Origin of the sequence: Herbiconiux sp. VKM Ac-2851 (genome assembly GCF_013205105.1) — a bacterium.
GTDB classification, from domain to species: Bacteria; Actinomycetota; Actinomycetes; order Actinomycetales; family Microbacteriaceae; genus Herbiconiux; species Herbiconiux flava.
Genome location: NZ_JABMLJ010000001.1, coordinates 584,331 through 606,967, shown reverse-complemented (window position 1 = coordinate 606,967; position 22,637 = coordinate 584,331). Strand labels below are relative to the sequence as shown.

General features: G+C 69.8%; 26 protein-coding genes. 17 read left to right on the top strand and 9 right to left on the bottom strand.

Features of this window, described 5'->3' with window-relative positions:
• Positions 1 to 132 precede the first annotated feature (132 nt).
• The 9 genes from HQQ85_RS02845 (at position 133) to HQQ85_RS02805 (ending at position 7,379) form a co-directional block, all read left to right on the top strand.
• On the top strand, positions 133 to 1,053 hold the full coding sequence (locus HQQ85_RS02845) for a heme o synthase (RefSeq protein ID WP_173180984.1): 921 nt from the start codon (positions 133 to 135) through the stop codon (positions 1,051 to 1,053).
• Entirely contained in the window at positions 1,053 to 2,018 is a 966-nt protein-coding gene (locus HQQ85_RS02840; protein WP_173180983.1) for a heme A synthase, read from the top strand. Before HQQ85_RS02845 ends, HQQ85_RS02840 begins: the two co-directional genes overlap by 1 nt.
• Before the next feature lie 138 nt (positions 2,019 to 2,156).
• Entirely contained in the window at positions 2,157 to 3,575 is a 1,419-nt protein-coding gene (sufB, locus tag HQQ85_RS02835; RefSeq protein ID WP_173180982.1) for a Fe-S cluster assembly protein SufB, read from the top strand.
• Positions 3,576 to 3,655: 80 nt separating this feature from the next.
• Positions 3,656 to 4,894, top strand: a complete 1,239-nt coding sequence (gene sufD / locus HQQ85_RS02830) for a Fe-S cluster assembly protein SufD (protein ID WP_173180981.1) — start codon at positions 3,656 to 3,658, stop codon at positions 4,892 to 4,894.
• Positions 4,891 to 5,220 (top strand): non-heme iron oxygenase ferredoxin subunit, encoded by a 330-nt coding sequence (locus HQQ85_RS02825; RefSeq protein ID WP_173180980.1) that lies wholly within the window; start codon positions 4,891 to 4,893, stop codon positions 5,218 to 5,220. Before sufD ends, HQQ85_RS02825 begins: the two co-directional genes overlap by 4 nt.
• Position 5,221: 1 nt before the next feature.
• Complete coding sequence (gene sufC, locus HQQ85_RS02820) at positions 5,222 to 5,986, top strand: Fe-S cluster assembly ATPase SufC (protein WP_173180979.1); 765 nt, start codon at positions 5,222 to 5,224, stop codon at positions 5,984 to 5,986.
• A gap of 4 nt (positions 5,987 to 5,990) precedes the next feature.
• Positions 5,991 to 6,320 (top strand): metal-sulfur cluster assembly factor, encoded by a 330-nt coding sequence (locus tag HQQ85_RS02815; RefSeq protein ID WP_173180978.1) that lies wholly within the window; start codon positions 5,991 to 5,993, stop codon positions 6,318 to 6,320.
• Between the two features lie 162 nt (positions 6,321 to 6,482).
• Positions 6,483 to 6,848, top strand: a complete 366-nt coding sequence (locus HQQ85_RS02810; protein ID WP_173180977.1) for a type IV toxin-antitoxin system AbiEi family antitoxin domain-containing protein — start codon at positions 6,483 to 6,485, stop codon at positions 6,846 to 6,848.
• A 15-nt stretch (positions 6,849 to 6,863) separates the two neighbouring features.
• Positions 6,864 to 7,379, top strand: coding sequence for a DUF559 domain-containing protein (locus HQQ85_RS02805; protein ID WP_173180976.1), 516 nt, complete (start codon positions 6,864 to 6,866; stop codon positions 7,377 to 7,379).
• Positions 7,380 to 7,416: 37 nt separating this feature from the next.
• Here HQQ85_RS02805 and HQQ85_RS02800 read toward each other — a convergent pair whose 3' ends face one another.
• Positions 7,417 to 8,019 (bottom strand): biotin transporter BioY, encoded by a 603-nt coding sequence (locus tag HQQ85_RS02800; protein ID WP_173180975.1) that lies wholly within the window; start codon positions 8,017 to 8,019, stop codon positions 7,417 to 7,419.
• Positions 8,020 to 8,088: 69 nt separating this feature from the next.
• Between HQQ85_RS02800 and abc-f the strand changes: the two genes are divergently transcribed.
• Positions 8,089 to 9,687 carry a ribosomal protection-like ABC-F family protein gene (gene abc-f / locus HQQ85_RS02795; protein ID WP_173180974.1) on the top strand — a complete coding sequence of 533 codons (1,599 nt, stop codon included), beginning with the start codon at positions 8,089 to 8,091 and terminating at the stop codon, positions 9,685 to 9,687.
• Between the two features lie 10 nt (positions 9,688 to 9,697).
• Here the strand turns inward: abc-f and HQQ85_RS02790 are convergent, their stop codons facing one another.
• Genes HQQ85_RS02790 through HQQ85_RS02780 form a run of 3 tightly spaced genes read right to left on the bottom strand, consistent with a single transcriptional unit; the run spans position 9,698 to position 11,033 of the window.
• Positions 9,698 to 10,546 (bottom strand): SURF1 family protein, encoded by an 849-nt coding sequence (locus tag HQQ85_RS02790; RefSeq protein ID WP_173180973.1) that lies wholly within the window; start codon positions 10,544 to 10,546, stop codon positions 9,698 to 9,700.
• Positions 10,543 to 10,749: a hypothetical protein gene (locus HQQ85_RS02785; protein WP_173180972.1), complete on the bottom strand. Its 207-nt coding sequence runs from the start codon at positions 10,747 to 10,749 to the stop codon at positions 10,543 to 10,545. The genes HQQ85_RS02790 and HQQ85_RS02785 overlap by 4 nt, the downstream gene beginning before the upstream one ends.
• On the bottom strand, positions 10,746 to 11,033 hold the full coding sequence (locus HQQ85_RS02780) for a DUF3099 domain-containing protein (protein ID WP_173180971.1): 288 nt from the start codon (positions 11,031 to 11,033) through the stop codon (positions 10,746 to 10,748). The genes HQQ85_RS02785 and HQQ85_RS02780 overlap by 4 nt, the downstream gene beginning before the upstream one ends.
• 114 nt (positions 11,034 to 11,147) lie before the next feature.
• Here HQQ85_RS02780 and fabG point away from each other — a divergent pair, with 114 nt between their 5' ends.
• Both fabG and serB read left to right on the top strand, forming a co-directional pair.
• A complete protein-coding gene (gene fabG / locus HQQ85_RS02775; RefSeq protein ID WP_173180970.1) occupies positions 11,148 to 11,870 on the top strand; it encodes a 3-oxoacyl-ACP reductase FabG in 723 nt (240 codons plus the stop codon).
• 2 nt (positions 11,871 to 11,872) lie between these two features.
• The gene (serB, locus tag HQQ85_RS02770) at positions 11,873 to 12,511 is read left to right on the top strand and encodes a phosphoserine phosphatase SerB (RefSeq protein WP_173180969.1); all 639 of its coding nucleotides are present in this window, start codon (positions 11,873 to 11,875) and stop codon (positions 12,509 to 12,511) included.
• Here serB and glgC read toward each other — a convergent pair.
• Positions 12,508 to 13,752 (bottom strand): glucose-1-phosphate adenylyltransferase, encoded by a 1,245-nt coding sequence (gene glgC, locus HQQ85_RS02765; protein WP_173180968.1) that lies wholly within the window; start codon positions 13,750 to 13,752, stop codon positions 12,508 to 12,510. The two genes, serB and glgC, sit on opposite strands and share 4 nt — an antisense overlap.
• A 48-nt stretch (positions 13,753 to 13,800) precedes the next feature.
• Here glgC and glgA point away from each other — a divergent pair, with 48 nt between their 5' ends.
• From glgA to HQQ85_RS02750, 3 genes are all read left to right on the top strand, one after another.
• Positions 13,801 to 14,985, top strand: a complete 1,185-nt coding sequence (gene glgA, locus HQQ85_RS02760; RefSeq protein ID WP_173180967.1) for a glycogen synthase — start codon at positions 13,801 to 13,803, stop codon at positions 14,983 to 14,985.
• 27 nt (positions 14,986 to 15,012) lie between these two features.
• Positions 15,013 to 15,795, top strand: a complete 783-nt coding sequence (locus HQQ85_RS02755) for an ABC transporter ATP-binding protein (RefSeq protein ID WP_173180966.1) — start codon at positions 15,013 to 15,015, stop codon at positions 15,793 to 15,795.
• 110 nt (positions 15,796 to 15,905) lie between these two features.
• Positions 15,906 to 16,166 carry a type B 50S ribosomal protein L31 gene (locus HQQ85_RS02750; protein ID WP_173180965.1) on the top strand — a complete coding sequence of 87 codons (261 nt, stop codon included), beginning with the start codon at positions 15,906 to 15,908 and terminating at the stop codon, positions 16,164 to 16,166.
• Positions 16,167 to 16,291: 125 nt separating this feature from the next.
• Here the strand turns inward: HQQ85_RS02750 and HQQ85_RS02745 are convergent, their stop codons facing one another.
• Both HQQ85_RS02745 and treS read right to left on the bottom strand, forming a co-directional pair.
• Complete coding sequence (locus HQQ85_RS02745) at positions 16,292 to 17,080, bottom strand: exonuclease domain-containing protein (protein ID WP_173180964.1); 789 nt, start codon at positions 17,078 to 17,080, stop codon at positions 16,292 to 16,294.
• Between the two features lie 89 nt (positions 17,081 to 17,169).
• Positions 17,170 to 18,894, bottom strand: a complete 1,725-nt coding sequence (gene treS / locus HQQ85_RS02740) for a maltose alpha-D-glucosyltransferase (protein WP_271206562.1) — start codon at positions 18,892 to 18,894, stop codon at positions 17,170 to 17,172.
• A gap of 139 nt (positions 18,895 to 19,033) precedes the next feature.
• Here treS and HQQ85_RS02735 point away from each other — a divergent pair, with 139 nt between their 5' ends.
• Together HQQ85_RS02735 and HQQ85_RS02730 are read left to right on the top strand one after the other, a co-directional pair.
• Positions 19,034 to 19,996: an alpha/beta fold hydrolase gene (locus tag HQQ85_RS02735; protein ID WP_173180963.1), complete on the top strand. Its 963-nt coding sequence runs from the start codon at positions 19,034 to 19,036 to the stop codon at positions 19,994 to 19,996.
• The gene (locus tag HQQ85_RS02730) at positions 19,993 to 21,120 is read left to right on the top strand and encodes a glycosyltransferase family 1 protein (protein ID WP_173180962.1); all 1,128 of its coding nucleotides are present in this window, start codon (positions 19,993 to 19,995) and stop codon (positions 21,118 to 21,120) included. Before HQQ85_RS02735 ends, HQQ85_RS02730 begins: the two co-directional genes overlap by 4 nt.
• Here the strand turns inward: HQQ85_RS02730 and HQQ85_RS02725 are convergent.
• Positions 21,047 to 21,673 carry a histidine phosphatase family protein gene (locus tag HQQ85_RS02725; protein WP_173180961.1) on the bottom strand — a complete coding sequence of 209 codons (627 nt, stop codon included), beginning with the start codon at positions 21,671 to 21,673 and terminating at the stop codon, positions 21,047 to 21,049. The two genes, HQQ85_RS02730 and HQQ85_RS02725, sit on opposite strands and share 74 nt — an antisense overlap.
• Positions 21,674 to 21,743: 70 nt before the next feature.
• A complete protein-coding gene (locus HQQ85_RS02720; RefSeq protein ID WP_173180960.1) occupies positions 21,744 to 22,604 on the bottom strand; it encodes an NAD-dependent protein deacetylase in 861 nt (286 codons plus the stop codon).
• Positions 22,605 to 22,637 lie beyond the last annotated feature (33 nt).

The following is a 22,637-nucleotide window of genomic DNA, read 5'->3' as shown; positions in this document are numbered from 1 at the left end:
AATCGACCCCTTCTCGAGTGTGCGAGCCAGTTCCCGGCCCGGGTTCTCCAATCATATCGAGGCGGACGGGCGCAGCCGTTCGATCCAATAGACTTGGACCCGGGGATAGCGACGGTCACGTAACGAGGAGTAATGGACGTAGCGGTAGACGGCCGGGTGGCCGAGCGGCAGATCAGCCCGATGGACAAGGTGCGGGGCTACATCTCCCTCACCAAGCCGCGGGTGATGGAGCTGCTCCTCGTCACCACCTTCCCCGTGATGATCCTGGCGCAGGGGGGCATCCCGAACCTCTGGCTGGTGCTCGCCACGCTCGTCGGCGGCGCGCTCTCGGCAGGCAGCGCCTCGGCGTTCAACTGCTACATCGACCGCGACATCGACCGGCTGATGGATCGCACCTCGCAGCGGCCGCTGGTCACCGGCGTGCTCTCCGACCGCGAGGCGCTCGTGTTCGCGTGGGCGACCGGCGTCGTGTCGATCGTCTGGCTCGCGTTCACCACCAACTACCTGGCAGCCGCACTGGCGCTGGTCGCGATCCTCATCTACGTGCTGCTCTACACGCTCGTGCTGAAGCGCCGCACCCCCCAGAACATCGTCTGGGGCGGCACCGCCGGCTGCATGCCCGTGCTCATCGGCTGGGCGGCCGTGACGAACTCCCTGTCCTGGGAGGCGCTCATCCTCTTCGGCATCATCTTCCTCTGGACGCCGCCGCACTACTGGCCGCTGTCGATGAAGTACCGCGCCGACTACAAGACGGCCGGCGTGCCCATGCTCGCGGTCGTCCGCGGCCGCGTGGTCGTGGGCCTGCAGATCGTGCTCTACGCCTGGGCGATGGTGGCGTGCTCGCTGCTGCTCATCCCGGTCGGCCACATGGGCCTCGTCTACACCGCCACCGCGATCATCGCCGGGGCCTGGTTCCTCTACGAGTCGCACCGTCTGTACAGCCGCTCGATCCGCGACCTCAGCATCAAGCCGATGCGCGTGTTCCACGGCTCGATCACCTACCTCACGCTGGTCTTCCTCGCCGTCGCGATCGACCCGCTGCTGCCGTTCTGATGCCCACGCCGTTCAGCTGGCTCGCCGCCCGCGTGACGCTCACCCCGCGCGCCCTGCGCTGGGGCACGACCGCGGCGCTGGTCGTGAGCATCCTCATCATCGTCACCGGCGGCGTCGTGCGCGTCACGGGTTCGGGGCTCGGATGCCCGACCTGGCCCACCTGCGACGGCTCCTCCATCGCCACCACTCCCGAGCTGGGCATCCACGGCTTCATCGAGTTCGCCAACCGCGCCCTGACCGGCGTGCTGATCGTGGCCGTCGGCTGGGCGATCGTGGCGGCCCGGCTGCAGAAGCCGCGCGTGCGGAGCATGACCCGCCTGGCCTGGTCGCAGTTCTGGCTCGTCGTCGCCAACGCGATCGCCGGGGGAGTGACGGTGCGCACCGACCTGAACCCCTGGGTGGTCGCCATGCACTTCGTGATGGCGATGGCGCTGCTCACCACCACGACGCTCACCTGGCACCGTGCGCATCGCGGCCAGTCCGCGGCGGTGCACATCCCGCGCGGCGTCGGCCTGCTGGCCTGGGTGCTCGTGGCCGTCACGGCCGTGCTGATCATCGTCGGCACCCTGGTCACCGGCACCGGCCCGCACGCCGGCGACTCGGCCGACGTGCCCCGTATGCCCTTCGTCTGGGAGCACGTCACGGTGGCCCACGGCATCCTGGGCACGCTCTCCCTGGTGCTGGGCGTCGCCGTGCTGGTGCTCGTCTCGCGGGTCCCGGGGGCCACGCTGGCCCGCCGCCGCGCCGCCACCTTCGTCGCCGTCGTGCTGCTGCAGGCGGTGCTCGGCGTCGCCCAGGCACTGCTCGGCCTGCCCGAATGGATGGTCGTGCTGCACCTGCTCGGCTCGGCCCTGGTCTGGGTCGGTGCCCTGCGCGTGCTGCTGGACGTGCATCCGCAGCTCTGGGCCCCGCCCGCGCCCAGCACGTATACAATGAAAGATCAGGAAGCGGCCCTCAAGGCCTGAGTTCCGATCCCGACACACAATCTGCTCCGAGTCCGCGAATCGACGGGCATTTCGGTGTGACGATGGAATGTCGAAGACCTCTGCCCGGTTGAACTCTGGGCAGGAGCAGGTCGCCAGCTGCAAGGAATGGAGTCAGCCATGTCAGACGTATTGATCGACCGGCCAGAACTCGAGAACCTCGGCGTGTACGAATTCGGCTGGTCGGACTCCGACACGGCGGGTGCGAGCGCGAAGCGCGGCATCAACGAGGCCGTCGTCGAGAACATCTCGGCGCTGAAGAACGAACCCGAATGGATGCTCAAGACGCGCCTGAAGGCGCTCCAGATCTTCGGGCGCAAGCCGATGCCCACCTGGGGAGCCGACCTCTCCGGCATCGACTTCGACAACATCAAGTACTTCGTGCGCTCCACGGAGAAGCAGGCCACCACGTGGGACGACCTGCCCGACGACATCAAGAGCACCTACGAGCGCCTCGGCATCCCCGAGGCGGAGCGTCAGCGCCTCGTCTCCGGCGTGGCCGCGCAGTACGAGTCCGAGGTGGTCTACCACCAGATCCGCGAAGACCTCGAGGCCCAGGGCGTCATCTTCATGGACACGGACACCGCGCTCCGCGAGCACCCCGAGTTCTTCGACGAGTACTTCGGCTCGGTCATCCCCTCGGGCGACAACAAGTTCGCCGCGCTGAACACGGCCGTCTGGTCGGGCGGCTCGTTCGTCTACGTTCCCAAGGGCGTGCACGTCGAGATCCCGCTGCAGGCCTACTTCCGCATCAACACCGAGAACATGGGCCAGTTCGAGCGCACGCTGATCATCGCCGACGAGGGCTCGTACGTGCACTACATCGAGGGCTGCACGGCGCCGATCTACAAGAGCGACTCGCTGCACTCCGCGGTCGTCGAGATCATCGTGAAGAAGAACGCCCGCGTGCGCTACACGACCATCCAGAACTGGTCGAACAACGTCTACAACCTCGTCACCAAGCGGGCCATCGCCCACGAGGGCGCGACGATGGAGTGGATCGACGGCAACATCGGATCCAAGGTGACGATGAAGTACCCGTCGATCTACCTCGCGGGCGAGCGCGCCAAGGGCGAGACGCTCTCGGTGGCCTTCGCGGGCCCCGGCCAGCACCAGGACGCCGGCGCGAAGATGATCCACATGGCGCCGTACACCCAGTCGTCGATCGTCTCGAAGTCGATCGCGCGAGGCGGCGGACGTGCGGGCTACCGCGGTGAGGTGCGGGTCGACGCGAACGCGCACCACTCGGCCAACACCGTGCGCTGTGACGCGCTGCTCGTCGACACGATCTCGCGCTCGGACACCTACCCCGCCATCGACATCCGCGTCGACGACGTGCAGCTCGGGCACGAGGCCACTGTCTCGAAGGTCTCCGAGGAGCAGCTGTTCTACCTCATGTCCCGCGGTCTCCCCGAAGACGAGGCCATGGCCATGATCGTGCGCGGCTTCATCGAGCCGATCGCCCGCGAGCTGCCCATGGAGTACGCCCTCGAGCTCAACAAGCTGATCGAGATGGGCATGGAAGGCTCCGTCGGATGACCGTCCCGCCCCTCGTGCACCCGGGCACCCTCGCCCAGCCGACCACCCGGTCGACCCCGCCGAAAGGAAACGCAGGCTAGATGGCCCTCGCTTCACCGTCCGTCGTTCCCGTCCAGACGCGATCGGAGCGGCCTTCGTCGACCGACGTGACCGACTTCCCCGCCGTCACCGGCCGGGAGTTCGAGTGGAAGTTCGCACCCCTCGACCGCCTCCGCCCCCTCATCGAGGGCGTGCTCGACGGCAGCCCCGTCGCGTTCCAGTACTCCGAGTCGGCGGGCACCACCGTCGAGTGGGTCGACCGGGCGACGGCGGTGGTCGGCGTGGCCGGCACCCCCGAAGACCGCGCATCCGCCAACGCGTGGGGCGCTGTCGAGAAGGTCCTGCAGATCCGGGTGACCTCCGAGGAGGCCGAGGAGCTGCTGGTGCGCCGGGAGCACTTCGACCAGAACCCGCGCGCGGCGCACGTCGTGATCGAGGCGCTGCCGAACAGCAGCGGAACGGTCATCCTGGAGCATCGCGGCGACGCCGACCTCAGCGAGAACGTCGAGATCGTCGTGGGGGAGGGCGCCCAGCTCACCGTCGTGACGGTGCAGGAGTGGAACGACTCGGCCGTGCACGTGTCGAGCCACTTCGCCACGGTCGGGCGCGACGCGAACCTGCGGCACGTGATCGTGTCGCTCGGCGGCGGTGTCGTGCGGGTGAACCCGTCGATCCACCTCGCGGGTCAGGGCTCGTCGACCGACGCCTTCGGCCTCTACTTCGCCGACGCCGGTCAGTACCTCGAGCAGCGCCCGTACATCGACCACCAGGCCGCCAACACGCGCAGCCGGGTCAACTACAAGGGTGCACTGCAGGGCGCCAAGGCGCACACGGTCTGGGTCGGCGACGTGCTGATCGGCCCGCACGCCGACGGCACCGACAGCTACGAGCAGAACCGCAACCTGGTGCTCAGCGACGGCACCCGTGCCGACAGCATCCCGAACCTCGAGATCGAGACGGGCAATATCGTCGGGGCCGGGCACGCCTCGTCGACCGGGCGCTTCGACGACGAGCAGCTGTTCTACCTGCAGTCGCGCGGCATCTCGGAGGAGGAGGCGCGGCGCCTCGTCGTGCGCGGGTTCCTCGCCGAGATCATCACGCAGATCGGCTCGCCGGCGCTCGAGGAGCGGCTGACCGCCGCCGTCGAGGCCGAGCTGGTCGAGGCCGAGGTCGTGCGGGCTGCGGCCGGTGCCGCCTCCGATGGTGCTGCGGCCGCTGCCGCCGGCGCCGGTGCCGCTGGTGCCGCCGCTGCTTCCGCTCCGTCGGGCGGCGACTCGTGAGCGCCGAGAAGGTCTGCGCGATCGACGAGGTTCCCGTGAACCAGGCGCTGCGCGTGGTCGTCGGCGGCGTCGCGATCGCCCTGGTGAAGGACTCGGCGGGGGAGTGCCACGCCATCGGCGACACCTGCACCCACGGCGACATCTCGCTGGCCGAGGGCTTCGTCGAGGACGACACCCTCGAGTGCTGGGCCCACGGCTCCAAGTTCTCGCTCGAGACGGGCAAGCCGCTGACGCTGCCCGCCTACGAGCCCGTTCCCGTCTTCTCGATCGAGGTGGTCGACGGGGACATCTACATCGACCCAACCGTGACGAAAGTGATTGATTAGCATGTCGGTTCTGAAGATCGAAGACCTCCACGTGAGCGTCGAGACCGAGCAGGGGACCAAGCAGATCCTCCGCGGCGTCGACCTCGCGGTCGGCGAGGGCGAGACCCACGCCATCATGGGCCCGAACGGCTCGGGCAAGTCGACGCTCGCCTATGCGATCGCCGGCCACCCGAAGTACCACGTCGAGGGTGGCTCGGTCACGCTCGACGGCGTCGAGATGCTCGACAAGTCGGTCGACGAGCGCGCCCGCGCGGGCCTCTTCCTGGCGATGCAGTACCCGGTCGAGATCCCGGGCGTGTCGGTGTCGAACTTCCTGCGCACCGCGAAGACCGCGATCGACGGCCAGGCGCCGGCGATCCGCGGCTGGATCAAGGACCTCGACTCCTCGATGACCGCCCTGCGGATGGACAAGTCGTTCCGCGAGCGCAACGTCAACGAGGGCTTCTCGGGCGGCGAGAAGAAGCGCAACGAGATCCTCCAGCTCGAGCTGCTGAAGCCCAAGTTCGCCGTGCTCGACGAGACCGACTCCGGTCTCGACGTCGATGCGCTGAAGATCGTGTCGGAGGGCGTGAACCGGGCCAAGGAGAACACCGGCCTGGGCATCCTGCTGATCACGCACTACAACCGCATCCTGCGCTACGTGAAGCCCGACTTCGTGCACGTGTTCGTCGCGGGCAAGGTCGCCGAGCAGGGCGGCCCCGAGCTCGCCGTGCGCCTCGAGAACGAGGGCTACGATCGCTTTCTCCAGGGCGCGAACGTAGGATAACGGTATGGTCACGACACTCGAACCGAAGCTCTTCGACCAGGTCGAAGAGGCTCTCAAAGACGTGATGGACCCTGAGCTCGGCGTCAACATCGTCGACCTCGGCCTCATCTACGACCTCAACTGGGACGACGAGCAGAACGCGCTCGTCATCTCCATGACGCTCACGAGCGCCGGCTGCCCGCTCACCGACGTGCTCGAGGAGCAGACCGCTGAGGCGCTCGACGGCGTGGTGGAGCAGTTCCGCATCAACTGGGTGTGGATGCCGCCGTGGGGCCCCGACAAGATCACCGACGACGGGCGCGACATGATGCGCGCCCTCGGCTTCTCGATCTAGCCCCGCGCTTCACGCACGTCTCGCGGCCCCCGACCTCCTCACGGAGTCGGGGGCCGCGTCGCGTGCGCGAACCGCTCCTCCACGACCAGCCTTCGCGGCTCGTCCGCTCACAGCTCGGCCTGACGGCCTCCGGCCCGCAGGGTGGCGTGGAACTCTGGCCCGATGCAGAGCACCATCGTCGAAACGCTGTCCCGGTGCCGCGGCGTCGCGCGCGTGTCCGAGCTCGCTGCGGACGGGCACCCCTCGGCGGCGATCGACCGCCTCGTCGCCCGGGGCGGGCTCGTCCGGCTGCGGCGAGGATGGGTGGCGCTGCCCGACGCCCACGGCGACGTCGTGCGAGCCGCCCGACTCGGGGGAGTGCTGAGCTGCGTCTCGGTGCTGCGACCGCTCGGCGTGTGGACGGGCGAGGATGCTCGGCTGCACCTCCAGGTGCGCCGCCACTCCCACGTGCCCGATCACGGCGCCGATGTCGTGACGCACCGGCACCACGGACTGGGCGTGCGGCCGCCGCGCGGTGCCGTCGACTAGGTCGAGTCGGCACTCGTGCACGCGACGCGGTGCCTTGCGCGCCTGGATGCGATCGGCGCCCTCGACTCGGCCCTCAACCGACGGCTCGTCACTGAGTCCCGCCTCGCCGTGCTTTTGGCCCCGCTGCCCCTCTGCTACCGCTCCCACCTCGACTTCGTCGACGGGGCGGCCGAGTCGGGGTTGGAGTCGCGGGTGCGGGTCGGTGTGCGCGCCGTGGGAATCGGCCACCGCGTGCAGGTCGAGATCGACGGCGTCGGGCGGGTGGACATCCTGATCGGAGAGCGGCTGGTCGTCGAGGTCGACGGAAGCGCCTGGCACTCGGGGCACGAGGCCTTCGTGGCCGATAGGCGCCGCGATCTGGCGCTCGCCCGCCGGGGCTATCTCGTGGTGCGGCTGAGTTACGCGCAGTTGATGCACGGGTGGCGCGCGACGCTCGAGGTGCTGCGGGGGATCGTGGCTCGGGGCGAGCACCGGTGGGCGGCTCGACACGGTCGGGGCCTCGCGCACGCAGAGCGGCCGCCGACCCCGTGAGGAGGTCGGCGGCCGCTGTGGGTGCGTCTGCGCGGGGCTACTTGCGGCGGGAGGTGAGCTTCCAGGCCAGGGGGATGATGCCCGCGGCGAGGAGCGTCTTGACGATGCCGCCGACGATGAAGGGGTAGAGGCCCGCCTCGAGGGTCTGCGAGAGCGTGAGGCCGAGCGAGGCGGCGAGCCAGGGCAGGCCGATCGCGAAGGTGACGAGCGTGCCCGCGGCGAACGAGGCGACAGCTCCGAGCACCTTGCGGTCGAAGCTGCGCTGCGCCAGCCAGCCGGTGAGGCCGGCGGCGATGATGAAGCCGATGATGTAGCCGCCCGTGGGGCCGGCGACGACGTGCCAGCCGGCGGCCGCGTCGCTGAACCACGGCACGCCCGCGATGCCGAGCACGGCGTAGACGGCGAGCGAGACCATGCCGCGGAGGGCACCGAGCGTCGAGCCGACGAGCAGCACCGCGAGGGTCTGGCCCGTGATGGGGACGGGCCAGAGCGGCACGGCGATCTGGGCGAGCAGACCGGTGAAGGCCGCGCCGCCCGCGACGAGCATGACGTCGGTCAGGATGCTGCGGCTGACGAGGCGGTCGGCGAGCGTGGGGCGGCCGAGAGCAGAACGGCCGAGGGCCGCAGTGAGGGAGGACATGGAAATATACTAGAGAGATTCCCCCTCCCCCCGCGTTGTGGCGACGCAACGAAAGAATTGGATATCTCTGTGCTCAGCGTTACTGACCTCGCGATCCGGGTCGGCGCACGAACCCTCATGGAGGACGTGTCGTTCCGAGTCGGTTCCGGCGACAAGGTCGGGCTGGTGGGCCGCAACGGAGCGGGCAAGACCACTCTGACCAAAGTCCTCGCCGGCGACCTCCAGCCCGCCGACGGGGCCGTGCAGCGCTCCGGCGAGCTCGGCTACCTGCCTCAGGACCCGCGCTCGGGCGACCCCGAGGAACTGGCGCGCACGCGCATCCTGAACGCTCGCGGTCTTGGCTCGCTGCTCGAGGGCATGCAGGAGTCCTCCATCGCCATGGCGAGCGACGACCCGAAGGTCAGCGCCGCCGCGATGAAGAAGTACGGCAACCTCACCGAGCGCTTCGACGCGCTCGGCGGGTACGCGGCCGAGGCCGAGGCGGCGTCGATCGCGAGCAACCTGAGCCTGCCCGACCGCATCCTCGACCAGCAGCTGAAGACGCTCTCGGGCGGTCAGCGGCGCCGCATCGAGCTCGCGCGCATCCTGTTCTCCGATGCGGAGACGCTCATCCTCGACGAGCCGACGAACCACCTCGACGCCGACAGCGTCGTCTGGCTGCGCGAGTTCCTGAAGAGCTACAACGGCGGCTTCATCGTGATCAGCCACGACATCGAGCTGGTCGGCGAGACGGTGAACCGCGTCTTCTACCTCGACGCCAACCGCCAGGTCATCGACATCTACAACATGAACTGGCGCAACTACCTGCGTCAGCGCGCCGCCGACGAGGAGCGCCGCAAGAAGGAGCGCGTCAACGTCGAGAAGAAGGCCGGTCAGCTGCAGATGCAGGCCGCCCGCTTCGGTGCGAAGGCGTCGAAGGCGGCCGCCGCGCACCAGATGGTGGCGCGCGCCGAGAAGATGCTCTCCGGGCTCGAGGAGGTGCGCGAGGTCGACCGCGTGGCGAAACTGCGCTTCCCGACCCCGGCGGCCTGCGGTCGCACCCCGCTGATGGCGTCGAACCTCTCCAAGAGCTACGGCTCGCTCGAGATCTTCACCGCCGTCGACCTCGCCATCGACCGCGGCTCGAAGGTCGTCATCCTGGGGCTGAACGGTGCGGGCAAGACGACGCTGCTGCGCATCCTCGGCGGGGTCGACAAGCCCGACACGGGGCAGCTCGAGCCCGGCCACGGCCTGCGCATCGGGTACTACGCCCAGGAGCACGAGACCATCGACGTGAAGCGCTCGGTGCTGGAGAACATGGTCTCCGCCTCACCGAACCTCACCGAGACCGAGGCGCGGCGCGTGCTCGGCTCGTTCCTGTTCACCGGTGACGACGGCCACAAGCCGGCGGGTGTGCTCTCGGGCGGCGAGAAGACCCGGCTCGCGCTGGCGATGATCGTGGTCAGCGGGGCCAATGTGCTGCTGCTCGACGAGCCCACGAACAACCTCGACCCGGCGAGCCGCGAAGAGATCCTGGATGCTCTCGCGCACTACGAGGGAGCGGTCGTGCTGGTCAGCCACGACGAGGGTGCCGTCGAGGCGCTGAACCCCGAGCGCGTGCTCATCCTGCCCGACGGCGTGGAAGATCACTGGAACAAGGACTACGCCGACCTGATCAGCCTGGCATAGCCCAGGAGGGCTAGCGGGGCTGGGTCTCCGAATCGAGGATCTCGTCCTCGATATCGGAGTCCGAACGCTTCGCGGCCCGCCGGCGCTCGCGCTCGGCCGCGCGCTCCTGCTCCTCGGGGTCGTCCTCGTTCAGCCGCCGGAACTCCTGCCGCACGATGTAGCCGAGCCCCACGAAGCCGAGCAGCCCGAAGCAGAACCACTGGAACGTGTACGACAGGTGCGCGCCCTCGTCGGGTGTCGGCTTCGGCATGGCCATCGGGCGCGTGGCGGGCGCCGGGTCCTCCGACGCCATCAGGCCGTACGCCCCCGTGTAGGTCGGCAGACCGACCTCGTCGGCGATGCGCGGCAGCTCGATGGTCGCGATCTGCCCGGGCACGGCCCCCCGACCCGCGAGCTCGGGTTCCCCGGCCTTGAGCCGCGCGACGACCGTCACGGTGCCCGTGGGGGCCGCGGGCACCACATCCGGCACGTCCTGCGTCTGCCCCGTCGGCACCCACCCGCGGTCGACGACGAACACGTCGCCGTTCGCGAGCCGCAGCGGCACCAGCACGTCGAAGCCGACGTCGCCTCCGAGCGGCCGGTTGCGCACCAGCAGCTGGTCGTCGACGAGGTACTCGCCGGTCATCGACACGGTCAGCCACTCCTGCGACTCGTCGTAGGAGTCGAGCTCGGGCAGCACCGAGGTGAGCGGCGTGGGGGAGGCGTCGAAGTTCGTCTCGACCCGATTGATCTCGGCCACCGCCTCGTCGCGGCGGGCGAGCTGCCACATCGCCAGCAGCACGCAGACCAGCGCGAACACGACCGTGAGGGCGAGATAGCCGGCCCAGCGCCGCGAGAGCAGGAAGCGCCAGCCGGTCATACGGGCACCACCTCGAGCGGGAAGTCACGCGCCGCGAGGAACTCGCGCAGGAACTCCTCGTGCTCGTCGCAGGCGAGCCAGACCTTGCGCCGGTCTTCAGAATGGATGCGCGGGTTGCGCCATTCGATCCGGTGCGAGGCGCGAGCACGGCAGCCCGCCCGCGAGCACTCCTCGGGGGAGGGCTCGAGGCCGAGCGAGATCACGACCGGGGCCCGTCTCCGGGAACCGGGCGGTACACCTCGATCGCCGTCGGCTGCTCGTGGCGCTGGATGTTGGAGGTGCCGACGTTGCCGAGCACGACGGCGAAGTAGGGCAGCAGGATGGCCCCGGCGGCGCAGACGGCCAGCCACCAGCCGTGCACGAACAGCATCAGCACGAGGCAGAGCACGCGGATCGACATGGTGATCAGGTATTTGACCATGCGGGCGTGCCGCTCGGCATCGGGTGACGGCGGCAGGCTCGTGAGGGACTGCTGGCTGCTCTTCATGGTCACCTCAGCCTACGCTTCCCCAACTGCTTCTAAGCTGGTATCCGGCCGATTGCCCCGTCGGGTTCGCCGGCCGTCTCCTGCCCCGCCCCATCCCGTGAGGACCAGCTCTCCGTGACTTCTGCCATCACCCCCCGAACCGTGCTCATCACCGGCGGAAACCGCGGTATCGGCTATGCCATCGCCGAGGAGTTCGTGGCCCAGGGCCACCGCGTCGCCGTGACCTCGCGCACCGGGGAAGGCGGCCCCGCCGGAGCGCTCACGGTCAAGGGCGACGTCACCGACACCGCCTCCATCGACGCCGCCTTCAGCGAGGTCGAGAGCGAGTTCGGCCCGGTCGAGGTCGTCGTGGCGAACGCCGGCATCACCCGGGACATGCTGCTCATGCGGATGGGCGAGGACGACTTCACCAGCGTCGTCGACACGAACCTCACCGGCGCCTTCCGTGTCGTCAAGCGCGCGTCGAAGGGCATGCTGAAGGCCCGCTTCGGCCGCATCGTGCTGATCTCGAGCGTCGTCGGCCTCTACGGCGGCCCGGGCCAGGCGAACTACAGCGCCTCCAAGGCCGCGCTCGTGGGCTTCGCCCGCTCGATCTCGCGCGAGCTCGGGGCCCGCGGCATCACCGCCAACGTCGTCGCCCCCGGCTTCATCGAGACCGACATGACCGCCGAGCTGCCCGAGGCCCAGCAGGCCGAGTACAAGAAGTCGATCCCCGCCGGCCGCTACGGCTCCGCGGCCGAGGTCGCGAAGGTCGTGGCCTGGATCTCCTCCGACGACGCCGCCTACATCACCGGCGCCGTCGTGCCGGTCGATGGCGGTCTCGGCATGGGGCACTGAGCGTGACACCGCACCTCGTGGTGCTCGACGTCGACTCGACCCTGATCGAGAACGAGGTCATCGAGATGCTCGCCGACTGCGCGGGCCGGCACACCGAGGTGGCCGCGATCACCGAGCGGGCCATGCACGGCGAGCTCGACTTCGCCGAGAGCCTGCGCGCCCGGGTGGCGCTGCTCGAGGGCCTCAGCACCGACTGCTACCGCGAGATCGGCGAGCAGATCGTCGTGACCGAGGGCGTGCCGGCGATGATCGCCGGCCTGCACGCCCACGGCAGCCTGGTCGGCGTGGTCTCGGGCGGCTTCCACGAGCTGCTCGACCCGCTGGCCGAACGCCTCGGCCTCGACCACTGGCGAGCCAACCGCCTGCACTCGGCCGACGGCCGGCTGACCGGTGCGGTGAGCGGTCCGATCGTCGACCCGCAGAGCAAGGCGGATGCGCTGATCGAGTGGGCCGGGGCCCGCGCGATTCCGCTCGCCCGCACGGTCGCCGTCGGTGACGGCGCGAACGACCTCCGCATGATGGAGATCGCCGGCCTGTCGGTGGCGTTCGACGCGAAACCCGTCGTGCGGGCGCAGGCCGACCTCGTCATGGACCTCCGCGATCTCTCGCAGCTCCTGCCGCTGGTCGGCCTGAGAGGCTAAGGCAGGACCCGCTCGCCCTTGCCCACCACGGTGATGCCCGAGTCGGTGACCGTGAACCCCCGCTCGCGGTCGCGCTCGGGGTCGACACCGATCTGGGCCCCGGCCGTGACGACGACGTTCTTGTCGAGGATCGCCCGCCGCACCACCGCATCCGGCTCGACGTGCACGCGGTCGAAGAGCACGGACTGCTGCACGAGGGCGCCGGAGTCGACGGTGGTCCACGGCCCGACGACGCTGCCCTCGACGCGGGCGCCCGAGATGAGGCAGCCGAGCGAGACGATCGACTCGACGGTGACGCCCGGGTTGCCCTTGGAGTCGCGCACGAACTTCGCCGGCGGGGAGTTGAGCTGCTGGGTGAAGATCGGCCAGCGCTCGTTGTAGAGGTTGAACACCGGCAGGGCCGAGATGAGGTCCTGGTGGGCGTCGTAGAACGACTCGATCGTTCCCACGTCGCGCCAGTAGTAGCGGTCGCGGTCGGTGGAGCCGGGCACCTCGTTGCGGTTGAGATCGTAGACCGCCGCGTTGCCGCGCGCCACGAAGTCGGGGATGATGTCGCCGCCCATGTCGTGGCTCGACTCGGGCCGCTCGCCGTCGCGGATGACGGCGTCGATCAGCTGGTCGGCGTCGAAGACGTAGTTGCCCATCGAGGCGAGCACCTCGTGCGGAGCGTCGTCGAGCCCGACCGGGTTCTTCGGCTTCTCGAGGAACTCGCCGATGCGCATGGGGTTCGCGGGGTCGGTCTGGATGACGCCGAACTGGTCGGCCAGCTCGATCGGCTGGCGGATGGCGGCCACCGTGGCGCCCGCGCCGGAGTCGATGTGCGCCTGGATCATCTGCCCGAAGTCCATGCGGTAGACGTGGTCGGCGCCGACCACGACGACGATGTCGGGGTTCTCGTCGCGGATCAGGTTGAGCGACTGCAGGATGGCGTCGGCCGAGCCGCTGAACCAGCGCTTGCCGAGGCGCTGCTGTGCGGGCACCGAGGCGATGTAGGAGTTCAGCAGGCCGTCGAGGTGCCAGGTCTGGGAGACGTGGCGGTCGAGCGAGTGCGACTTGTACTGGGTCAGCACGACGATCTGACGGAGGCCGGAGTTCACGAGGTTCGACAGGGCGAAGTCGATCAGCCGGTAGCCGCCGCCGAAGGGCACGCCGGGCTTGGCTCGGTCGGCGGTGAGGGGCATGAGACGCTTGCCCTCGCCACCGGCGAGGACGATGCCGAAGATCTTCTTTGATGGTGCCATGGGACAAACCCTACTGAGGTTTCGTCGCAGGCGTACTACGGTTCGACTATGCGAGTCGATGTGATCACCAAGGAGTATCCGCCCGAGATCTACGGAGGGGCCGGCGTCCATGTCGCCGAGCTCGTCAAGGGTCTGCGCGCCCATCTCGACGTGGCCGTGCGCTGCTTCGGCGCCCCGCGCGACGAGCCCGAGGTCTACGCCTACCGGGTTCCCGCCGAGCTCGCGAACGCCAACGGATCGCTCTCGACCCTCGGCGTCGACCTGCAGATCGCCGACGCGGTCGCGGGCACCAGCCTCGTGCACTCGCACACCTGGTACGCCAACGCGGCCGGTCGGCTCGCCGCCCTGCTGCACGACGTGCCGCACGTCGTCACCGCGCACTCGCTCGAGCCGCTGCGCCCCTGGAAGGCCGAGCAGCTCGGTGGCGGCTACCGCATCTCGTCACTGATCGAGAAGACGGCCTTCGAGTCGGCGGATGCGGTGATCGCCGTCTCGAACGGCATGCGTCGCGACATCCTGCGCTCGTACCCCGCGATCGACGAGTCCCGCGTCGTGACGGTCTACAACGGCATCGACCTGGAGCGCTGGAAGCCGAACCACGACACCGCGGTGCTCGCGGAGCACGGCATCGACCCCGACCGCCCCACCGTCGTCTTCGTCGGCCGGATCACGCGGCAGAAGGGCCTGCCGTACCTGCTGCGGGCGCTCGCTCAGCTGCCCCCCGAGGTGCAGGTGGTGCTGTGCGCCGGCGCACCCGACACGCCGGCCATCCTCGAGGAGGTCTCGAGCGCCGTGCGCACGCTGCAGGAGACGCGCTCGGGCATCGTCTGGATCGACGAGATCCTGCCTCAGCCCGCGCTGACCGCGATCCTCACCGCCGCGACCGTGTTCGTCTGCCCGAGCGTCTACGAGCCGCTCGGCATCGTGAACCTCGAGGCGATGGCCTGCGGCCTGCCCGTGGTGGGCACGGCCACCGGCGGCATCCCCGAGGTCGTCGACGACGGCGTCACCGGGCTGCTGGTGCCGATCGACCAGCTGCAGGACGGCACGGGCACGCCGACCGACCCCGACCGCTTCGTCGCCGACCTGGCGCGCGCGCTCACCGAGGTCGTCTCCGACCCGGTGCGCGCGAAGGCGATGGGGGAGGCCGGCCGGGCTCGCGCCGAGGCCGAGTTCAGCTGGGGCGCGATCGCCTCCCAGACCGCTGACATCTATCGCTCATTGGTCAATTAGACGGCTGTCGCTGGGTAGGCTTGGAGCATGCCCACAGTGCTCGATTTCGAAGACGTTTCGGTTGTCCGCGATGGGAATCAGATCCTCAGCGGCGTGAACTGGAAAGTCGACGGCGATCAGCGCTGGGTGGTGCTCGGGCCGAACGGCGCGGGCAAGACCACGCTGCTGCAGATCGCCGCGGCGATGAACCACCCCTCCGAGGGCACCGTGCAGGTGCTCGAGGGCACGCTCGGCGAGGTCGACCTGTTCGAGCTTCGTCCTCGGGTGGGTTTCGCCTCGAGCGCGATGGCGCGTCGTTTCCCGGCCAACGAGACCGTACTGAACGTCGTGCTGACGGCGGCCTACTCGGTCACCGGGCGCTGGAACGAGTCGTACGAAGACATCGACCTCCGCCGCGCCCAGCGCGTGCTGAACGAGTGGAAGCTCGACCACCTCGCCGAGCGCCTGTTCGGCTCGCTCAGCGACGGCGAGCAGAAGCGCGTGCAGATCGCCCGCTCGGTGATGACCGACCCCGAGCTGCTGCTGCTCGACGAGCCGGCCGCGAGCCTCGACCTCGGCGCCCGCGAGGAGCTGCTGCAGCTGCTCGGCGGCTACGCCTCGGCCCCCGAGGCGCCCGCGATCGTGATGGTCACCCACCACGTCGAGGAGATCCCGCGCGGCTTCACCCACGCCCTGCTGCTCGGCCGCGACGGCATCGTCGCGACGGGGCCGCTCGGCGAGGTGCTGAACGCCGAGAACCTCGAGGCCGCCTTCGGCCTGCCGATCGAGCTCACCGAGGCCGACGGGCGCTACAGCGCTCGCGCGGCCTGATCGATCCCGACCGCGCAGTCTGCTAAACTGTCTAGCTGGCCCTGGTGCTGTCTGCAATCTCGGGCCTCTGACTTCACTCTCAACCACCGCCGTGAACCAAGGACACAACAATGAAGACTGACACCCACCCCACGTACGAAGCAGTGGTCTTCCGCGACCTCGCCTCCGGTGCGACCTTCCTGACCCGCTCGACCGTGTCGTCGTCGAAGACGATCGAGTGGGAGGACGGCAACACCTACCCCGTCATCGACGTCGAGATCTCGTCGGAGTCGCACCCGTTCTACACGGGCAAGCAGCGCATCATGGACTCGGCCGGCCGCGTCGAGAAGTTCAACAACCGCTACAAGGGCTTCGGCGGCGGCAGCAAGTAGGCTGCAGCCCCCAGAACGTCAGAACCCCCGTCGACTCCGGTCGGCGGGGGTTCTTCGTGTCGGCGTCACACCGGCGACGGGCAGCGATAGGGCAGCGAGGTGGCGACGGATGCCCGGCGGCGGCCTCAGGCTCGGAACGGCACCTCGGGCCACCCGCGGCGCGCGGTGAAGGAGGGGTCGCGGCTGCGGCGCATGTAGTCCTCGAAGGAGTCGCACTGGGCGTCGTGCCAGGCGATCTGCTGCTCGTGCAGCTCGCTGGGGGAGAGGTCGAGCTCGGCGGCGTACTGCACCGCGATCGCACGGGCGACGAGACCGGCCGCGATGGCGTCGGCCCCCGCGTCGTGCGCGTCGGTGAGCGAGACCCCGTAGTGCTCGGCCGAGGCCGTGAGCGTGCGCTTGCCCTTGCGGTAGCGGTCGATCTGCTTGTCGATGACCAGCGGGTCGACCACGGGCAGCGGGCCCTCGAGCGGCGCGACACCGTGGCGGAGCGCCTCGCGGTGCAGCAGGGTCAGGTCGTAGGGGGCGTTGTAGACCACGAGCGAGTAGCCGTCGTCGAAGGCGGCGCGGAGGGCGGCGACGATCTCGCCGACGACCTCGGCAGCGGGGCGGCCCTCGGCGCGGGCGCGTTCCGTGGTGACGCCGTGCACGGCCGTGGCCTGCTCGGGGATCTCGACTCCGGGGTCGGCCAGCCAGTCGTGGCGGCGGGCGGGCGCTCCGGCGTCGTCGAGGAGGGTGACGTTCGCGGTGACCACGCGACTCGTGTCGACGTCGATGCCGGTGGTCTCGAGGTCGAAGACGGCCAGCCGCGCGGCCCAGGCGGGAAGGGGAGCGGTGAGCCGTGCATCCTGAACCTCGTCGACGGCGGGATCGACCAGGGTGTCGAACTCGAACAGGGGCACCTCGACGATCGTCATGCCCTCAGTCTGCCCGCCACCACCGACACCGCCCGTGACCGACACCCCGGGCCGCGCCCTGCACGGCGCGACCCGCAGGAGCCGAACCGCTAGCGGAGCTCCTGCTGCTCCGGCGTCTGGCGCACGTGCAGCCAGTAGAACGCCTGGGTGCCGAACGTCAGCGTGACCGTGCCGTTCTCGTCGAAGGCCGGGAACTCGGCGCGCCCGAACAGGTCGAACAGCCGCCGCCCGGCGAACTGCGGCGCCGTGATCGTCGCCGAGACCGGGTTGTGCGAGAAGCTGAAGACGCAGAGCACGTCCTCCGGGCCGTCGCCGAAGTAGTCGTTCGTGCCCGAGTAGGAGCGCACGAAGGCGAGCACCGACTCGTGGTCGCTCTCGAGCACCTCCATCGTGCCGAGGCCGAAGGTCGGATGCGCCTTCCGAACGTGGATGACGTTGCGAACCCAGTGCACGAGCGAGCGCGACTGCGCGAGCTGCGACTCCACGTTCACCAGCGTGTAGTTGTACACCAGCGACTGCACGACCGGCAGGAACAGCTTGCCAGGGTCGGCGGTGGAGAAGCCCGCGTTGCGGTCGGGCGTCCACTGCATCGGCGTGCGGGAGGAGTCGCGGTCGGGCAGCCAGATGTTGTCGCCCATGCCGATCTCGTCGCCGTAGTAGAGGAACGGCGATCCCGGCAGCGCGAACAGCAGTGCGTGAGCCAGCTCGAGCTCGGCGCGCGAGTTGTCGAGCAGGGGCGCGAGCCGGCGCCGGATGCCGATGTTCGAGCGCATGCGCGGGTCGTAGGCGTACCAGCCGTACATGGCCTGCCGGTACTCCTCGGACACCATCTCGAGCGTCAGCTCGTCGTGGTTGCGGAGGAACACGCCCCACGCCGCCGACTTCGGGATGTCGGTCGTCTCGCTGAGCACGCGGATCAGCTCGTCGGCCTTCTGCGACCGCAGCGAGTAGTAGATGCGGGGCATCACGGGGAAGTCGAAGGCCATGTGGCACTCGGGCTCCTCGTCGCTGCCGAAGAACGCGGCGACCTCGCGCGGCCACTGGTTCGCCTCGGCGACGAGCAGGCGGCCGGGGTACTCCTGGTCGATCATCTCGCGCAGCTTGACGATGAACTCGTGGGTCTTCGGCTCGCCCTCGCCGTTGCCCTCGTCGCTCTCGTAGAGGTAGGGGATGGCGTCGAGACGGATGCCGTCGACCCCCATGTCGAACCAGAACCGCACGGTGTCGAAGATGGCCTCGTGCACGGCCGGGTTCTCGAAGTTGAGGTCGGGCTGGTGCGAGAAGAAGCGGTGCCAGAAGAACTGCCGGCGCACCGGGTCGAAGGTCCAGTTGGACTCCTCGGTGTCGACGAAGATGATGCGGATGTTCTCGTACTTCTCGTCGGTGTCGCTCCAGACGTAGAAGTCGCCGAAGGGGCCGTCGGGGTCTTCGCGCGACTGCTGGAACCAGTCGTGCTGGTCGCTGGTGTGGTTCAGCGGGAAGTCGATCACGATGCGCATGTTGCGCTCGTGCGCCTTCGTCACGAGGTCGCGGAACTCCTCGACCGTGCCGTAGTCGGGCAGCACCGCCTTGAAGTCGGAGACGTCGTAGCCGCCGTCGCGCATCGGCGACTGGTAGAACGGCGGCAGCCAGAGCGCGTCGATGCCGAGCCACTGCAGGTAGTCGAGCTTGGAGATCAGCCCGGCGATGTCGCCGAAGCCGTCGCCGTTGGAGTCGACGAACGAGCGGATCATCACCTCGTAGAAGACCGAGCGCTTGTACCACTCGGGGTCGAGGGCGAGGCCGGGCATCTGGATCGGTGCGGTGAAGCTCACGGGCGTCCTTTCGGAGGGGGTGGCCGGCGCTGCCGGGAGTGCTCCGTACCGACGTTAGTCCAAAGCTCCGGGTGCGAAAGGGCGAGGGCCGGGGCGAGGTGCCAGGGTCGTGCCGGTGGCCGCGTCTATGCTGGTCCGGATGACCGTCGCCTCGCCCTTCGCCGAACAGCTCGCCCGCCTCCCGACGATCGAGCGCAGCCTCCCGCTGGCGGGCGGCGAGACCCGGTTCTGGGAGTACGGCGTGGGGGCCGACGGCCCCGGAGAGCGGCACGACGCCCCGACGCTCGTCATCGTGGTGCACGGCTACCGGGGCGACCACCACGGCCTCGAGCCCGTGATCGCCCAGCTCGACCGTCCCGGCTACCGCATCGTCGCACCCGACCTGCCCGGCTTCGGCGTCTCGACCCCGATGGCGGCGACGCACGACCTCGCGGGCTACGAGGGGTGGCTGCAGGAGTTCGCCGCCGCCGTGCGCGCCGAGTCGCCCGCGGCGCGCGTCGTGATCATCGGGCACTCCTTCGGCTCGATCCTGGTCTCCGCGGCGCTGGCCGGCGGCCTCGAGGTCGACGACGCGATCCTCATCAACCCGATCGCCGCTCCGGCCCTGAAGGGCCCCCGCGGCGTGATGACGCGGGTGGCCATCGGCTACTACCGGCTCGGCGCCGCGGTTCCCGAGCGGCTCGGCCACGTCATCCTGTCGAGCCCCGTGATGGTGCGCGTGATCAGCATCACCATGGCCAAGACGAAGGACCGGGCGCGCCGGCGCTGGATCCACGACCAGCACGACCGCTACTTCAGCGCCTTCGCGAACCGCACGGTGGTGCTCGACGCCTTCCGCGCCTCGGTCGGCCACGACATCAGCGAGTTCGCCGCCCGCATCCCGGCGCCGACCCTGCTGATCGCCGCCGACCAGGACGACATCACCCCGCTCGCCGCTCAGCACCGCCTGGCTGAGCTGCTGCCGGATGCGCGGCTGGTCGTGCTCGAGGGGGTGGGCCATCTCATCCACTACGAGCGCCCGGTCGAGGCCGGCGAGGCCATCACGGCGTTCCTGGACCGCCCCGACGGCGGACGCCGCCCGCAGGCCGGGAGCACCGCATGAGACTCGCGATCGACTGCCGCTACACCCGCATCGGCCGGCACGACGGCATCAGCCGCTACACCGCCGGCGTCGTCACCGCGCTGAAGGCCATGAGCGACGCCGGCGACCCCGCCCTCGACGGCGTGCAGCTCGCGATGATCATCAGCGACGAGCGCCAGCTCGAGCTGCTCCCCGAGCTGCCCTGGGCGAAGGTCTCCGGCCCGACCAGCGTGCTCGAGCCGCTCGTCGCCCTTCAGGTGAACCGGCTGCGCCCCGACGCCGTGATCAGCCCCATGCAGACCATGGGCACGCTCGGCCGCCGCTACCGCCTGGCGCTCACCGTGCACGACCTCATCTACTACTCCAACCCCGAGCCGCCGCACGACCTGCCCGGCTTCGTGCGGGTGCTCTGGCGGCTCTACCACAAGGCCTGGTGGCCGCAGCGGGTGCTGCTCAACCGGGCGGATGCGGTGGTCACCGTGAGCGAGACCACCCGCGGCCTGATCGCCCGGCACGCGCTCACGACCAAGCCCGTCGTCGTGGCGAGGAACGCGGCCGAGCTGCCCACCGCATCCGTCGCCGCCCTGGCCGCCGACCAGGCCGAGTCGCGCGCCGCCGCGAAGACGCTCGTCTACATGGGCTCGTTCATGCCCTACAAGAACGTCGAGACGCTCGTGCGGGCGGTCGCGCTGCTGCCCGAGTACACGCTGCACCTGCTCAGTCGCTCGACGCCCGCCGACGAGGAGCGACTGCGGGCGATCGCCCCCGCGGCCCGGCTCGAGTTCCACGGCGGCGTGACCGACGGGGAGTACCACGCGCTGCTCGAGCGCTCGACCGCGCTGGTCACCGCCTCGCTCGACGAGGGCTTCGGCATCCCGCTGGTCGAGTCGATGGGCCACGGCACACCGGTCGTCGTCAGCGACATCCCGGTCTTCCGCGAGATCGGGGGAGAGGCGGCGCTGTTCGCCCCTGCTCAGGATGCGCAGGCCTTCGCCGACGCGGTCACCGCCCTCGAAGACGCCGAGCTCTGGCGCGAACGCTCGATCGCGTCGCGCGCCCAGGCCGAGACGTTCAGCTGGGAAGCGTCAGCTCGAGCGCTAGCGGAGCTCGCGACCGGATGGAGCGGTCGAGCTCGACGCCGTTGAAGCTCGCCATCGACACCTCGCCGTTCTCGATGAGGAAGTCGTGCGCCGAGCCGTTCGCGATCAGCTCGCCCTTGCCGGGCAGCTGCTTCTCGGTGATGTAGCGCACCAGCGAGCCGATCACGCCGCCGTGGGAGACCACGATCAGGGCGGCGTCCGGATGCTCGTCGGCCAGCGCCTGGAGCGCCGGCAGCACGCGGGCGACGACGGCCGAGCGCTTCTCCCGCCCGGGCACCGGCGCGGTGGGGTCGGGGAAGCGGGCGGCGATCTCCTCGCCGTTCAGCCCCTCGACCTCGCCGTAGCGGCGCTCGACCAGGGCGTCGACGAGCTCGACCTCGGGAATGCCGACGAACGAGCCGATGATCTCGGCGGTCTCACGGGCCCGGCTGAGCGGGCTCGCGACGATGCCGTCCCACTGCCGCTCGGCGAGCACGCGACCGGTGTCCCGCGCCTGCTCCCGCCCGGTCTCGTTGAGGGGGACGTCGGTGGCGCCCTGGATGCGGCGCTCCAGGTTCCAGTCGGTCTGGCCGTGGCGCACGAAGGTGAAGGTAGTCATCGCATCCAGTCTGTCATCTCTGCACCGCGCCCTCCGGCGCAGCCGCGACAGCACTGGACGCCGCGACAGCTCAGGCCAGCAGGCCCTCGAGCGCGACCAGGGTCTCGGAGGCGCCCGCGTCGACCTTGACGGTCGCGCGGTTGTCGCCCTTGGTCACGCCGCGGTTGACGATCACGATCGGCAGCCGGCGCCGGCGGGCCTGCTCGAGCAGCCGGATGCCCGAGTTCACCACGAGCGAGGAGCCCGCGATCACGAGGGCGTCGGAGGCGGCGACGATCGCGCTCGCCTCGGCGAACTTCTCGGTCGGCACGAACTCGCCGAAGAACACCACGTCGGGCTTCAGCACGCCGCCGCAGACGGTGCAGGAGGGCACCACGAAGGCCTCGTACTCGGCCACGTCGGCGTCGCCGTCGGGAGCGATGCGGATGAGCTCGGGCTCGGACAGCTGCGGGTTGGCCGCCGTGATGCGCTCGGAGACGCTCGCCCGGGCGAAGGTCTGGCCGCAGCGCAGGCAGTTCACCCGGTCCATCGAGCCGTGCAGGTCGACCAGCCGCTGGGTGCCGGCGCGGGCGTGCAGACCGTCGACGTTCTGGGTGACGACACCGGTGGCGAAGCCCGCCTCCTCGAGCCGGGCGAGCGCGCGGTGGCCCTCGTTGGGGCGCGCGGCGTCGAACATGCGCCAGCCCAGGTGGCTGCCCGCCCAGTACCGCTTTCGGAACGAGGGACTGCCGAGGAACTGGTCGAAGGTCATCGGGTTCCGCTGCGGTGCACCCTCGCCCCGGTAGTCGGGGATGCCCGAGTCGGTGCTCACTCCGGCACCGGTGAGCACGGCGAATCGCCGACCGCGCAGCACCTCGGCGGCCTCGGTGACGGCAGCCTCGACGGCCTCCGGGGTCGGACGACCCGGCAGCGACGACACCAGCGGAACCATGGAACCTCCACGCCGGCGACGGACACCGGCCTC

Bases quoted from the DNA above. Each gene is read 5' to 3' on its own strand.
- HQQ85_RS02845 (WP_173180984.1), top strand. From the start codon at position 133: ATGGACGTAGCGGTAGACGGCCGGGTGGCCGAGCGGCAGATCAGCCCG.
- HQQ85_RS02840 (WP_173180983.1), top strand. From the start codon at position 1,053: ATGCCCACGCCGTTCAGCTGGCTCGCCGCCCGCGTGACGCTCACCCCG.
- sufB (WP_173180982.1), top strand. From the start codon at position 2,157: ATGTCAGACGTATTGATCGACCGGCCAGAACTCGAGAACCTCGGCGTG.
- sufD (WP_173180981.1), top strand. From the start codon at position 3,656: ATGGCCCTCGCTTCACCGTCCGTCGTTCCCGTCCAGACGCGATCGGAG.
- sufC (WP_173180979.1), top strand. From the start codon at position 5,222: ATGTCGGTTCTGAAGATCGAAGACCTCCACGTGAGCGTCGAGACCGAG.
- HQQ85_RS02815 (WP_173180978.1), top strand. From the start codon at position 5,991: ATGGTCACGACACTCGAACCGAAGCTCTTCGACCAGGTCGAAGAGGCT.
- HQQ85_RS02810 (WP_173180977.1), top strand. From the start codon at position 6,483: ATGCAGAGCACCATCGTCGAAACGCTGTCCCGGTGCCGCGGCGTCGCG.
- HQQ85_RS02800 (WP_173180975.1), bottom strand. From the start codon at position 8,019: ATGTCCTCCCTCACTGCGGCCCTCGGCCGTTCTGCTCTCGGCCGCCCC.
- HQQ85_RS02790 (WP_173180973.1), bottom strand. From the start codon at position 10,546: ATGACCGGCTGGCGCTTCCTGCTCTCGCGGCGCTGGGCCGGCTATCTC.
- HQQ85_RS02780 (WP_173180971.1), bottom strand. From the start codon at position 11,033: ATGAAGAGCAGCCAGCAGTCCCTCACGAGCCTGCCGCCGTCACCCGAT.
- glgC (WP_173180968.1), bottom strand. From the start codon at position 13,752: ATGGCACCATCAAAGAAGATCTTCGGCATCGTCCTCGCCGGTGGCGAG.
- glgA (WP_173180967.1), top strand. From the start codon at position 13,801: ATGCGAGTCGATGTGATCACCAAGGAGTATCCGCCCGAGATCTACGGA.
- HQQ85_RS02755 (WP_173180966.1), top strand. From the start codon at position 15,013: ATGCCCACAGTGCTCGATTTCGAAGACGTTTCGGTTGTCCGCGATGGG.
- HQQ85_RS02750 (WP_173180965.1), top strand. From the start codon at position 15,906: ATGAAGACTGACACCCACCCCACGTACGAAGCAGTGGTCTTCCGCGAC.
- HQQ85_RS02745 (WP_173180964.1), bottom strand. From the start codon at position 17,080: ATGACGATCGTCGAGGTGCCCCTGTTCGAGTTCGACACCCTGGTCGAT.
- HQQ85_RS02735 (WP_173180963.1), top strand. From the start codon at position 19,034: ATGACCGTCGCCTCGCCCTTCGCCGAACAGCTCGCCCGCCTCCCGACG.
- HQQ85_RS02730 (WP_173180962.1), top strand. From the start codon at position 19,993: ATGAGACTCGCGATCGACTGCCGCTACACCCGCATCGGCCGGCACGAC.
- HQQ85_RS02725 (WP_173180961.1), bottom strand. From the start codon at position 21,673: ATGACTACCTTCACCTTCGTGCGCCACGGCCAGACCGACTGGAACCTG.
- HQQ85_RS02720 (WP_173180960.1), bottom strand. From the start codon at position 22,604: ATGGTTCCGCTGGTGTCGTCGCTGCCGGGTCGTCCGACCCCGGAGGCC.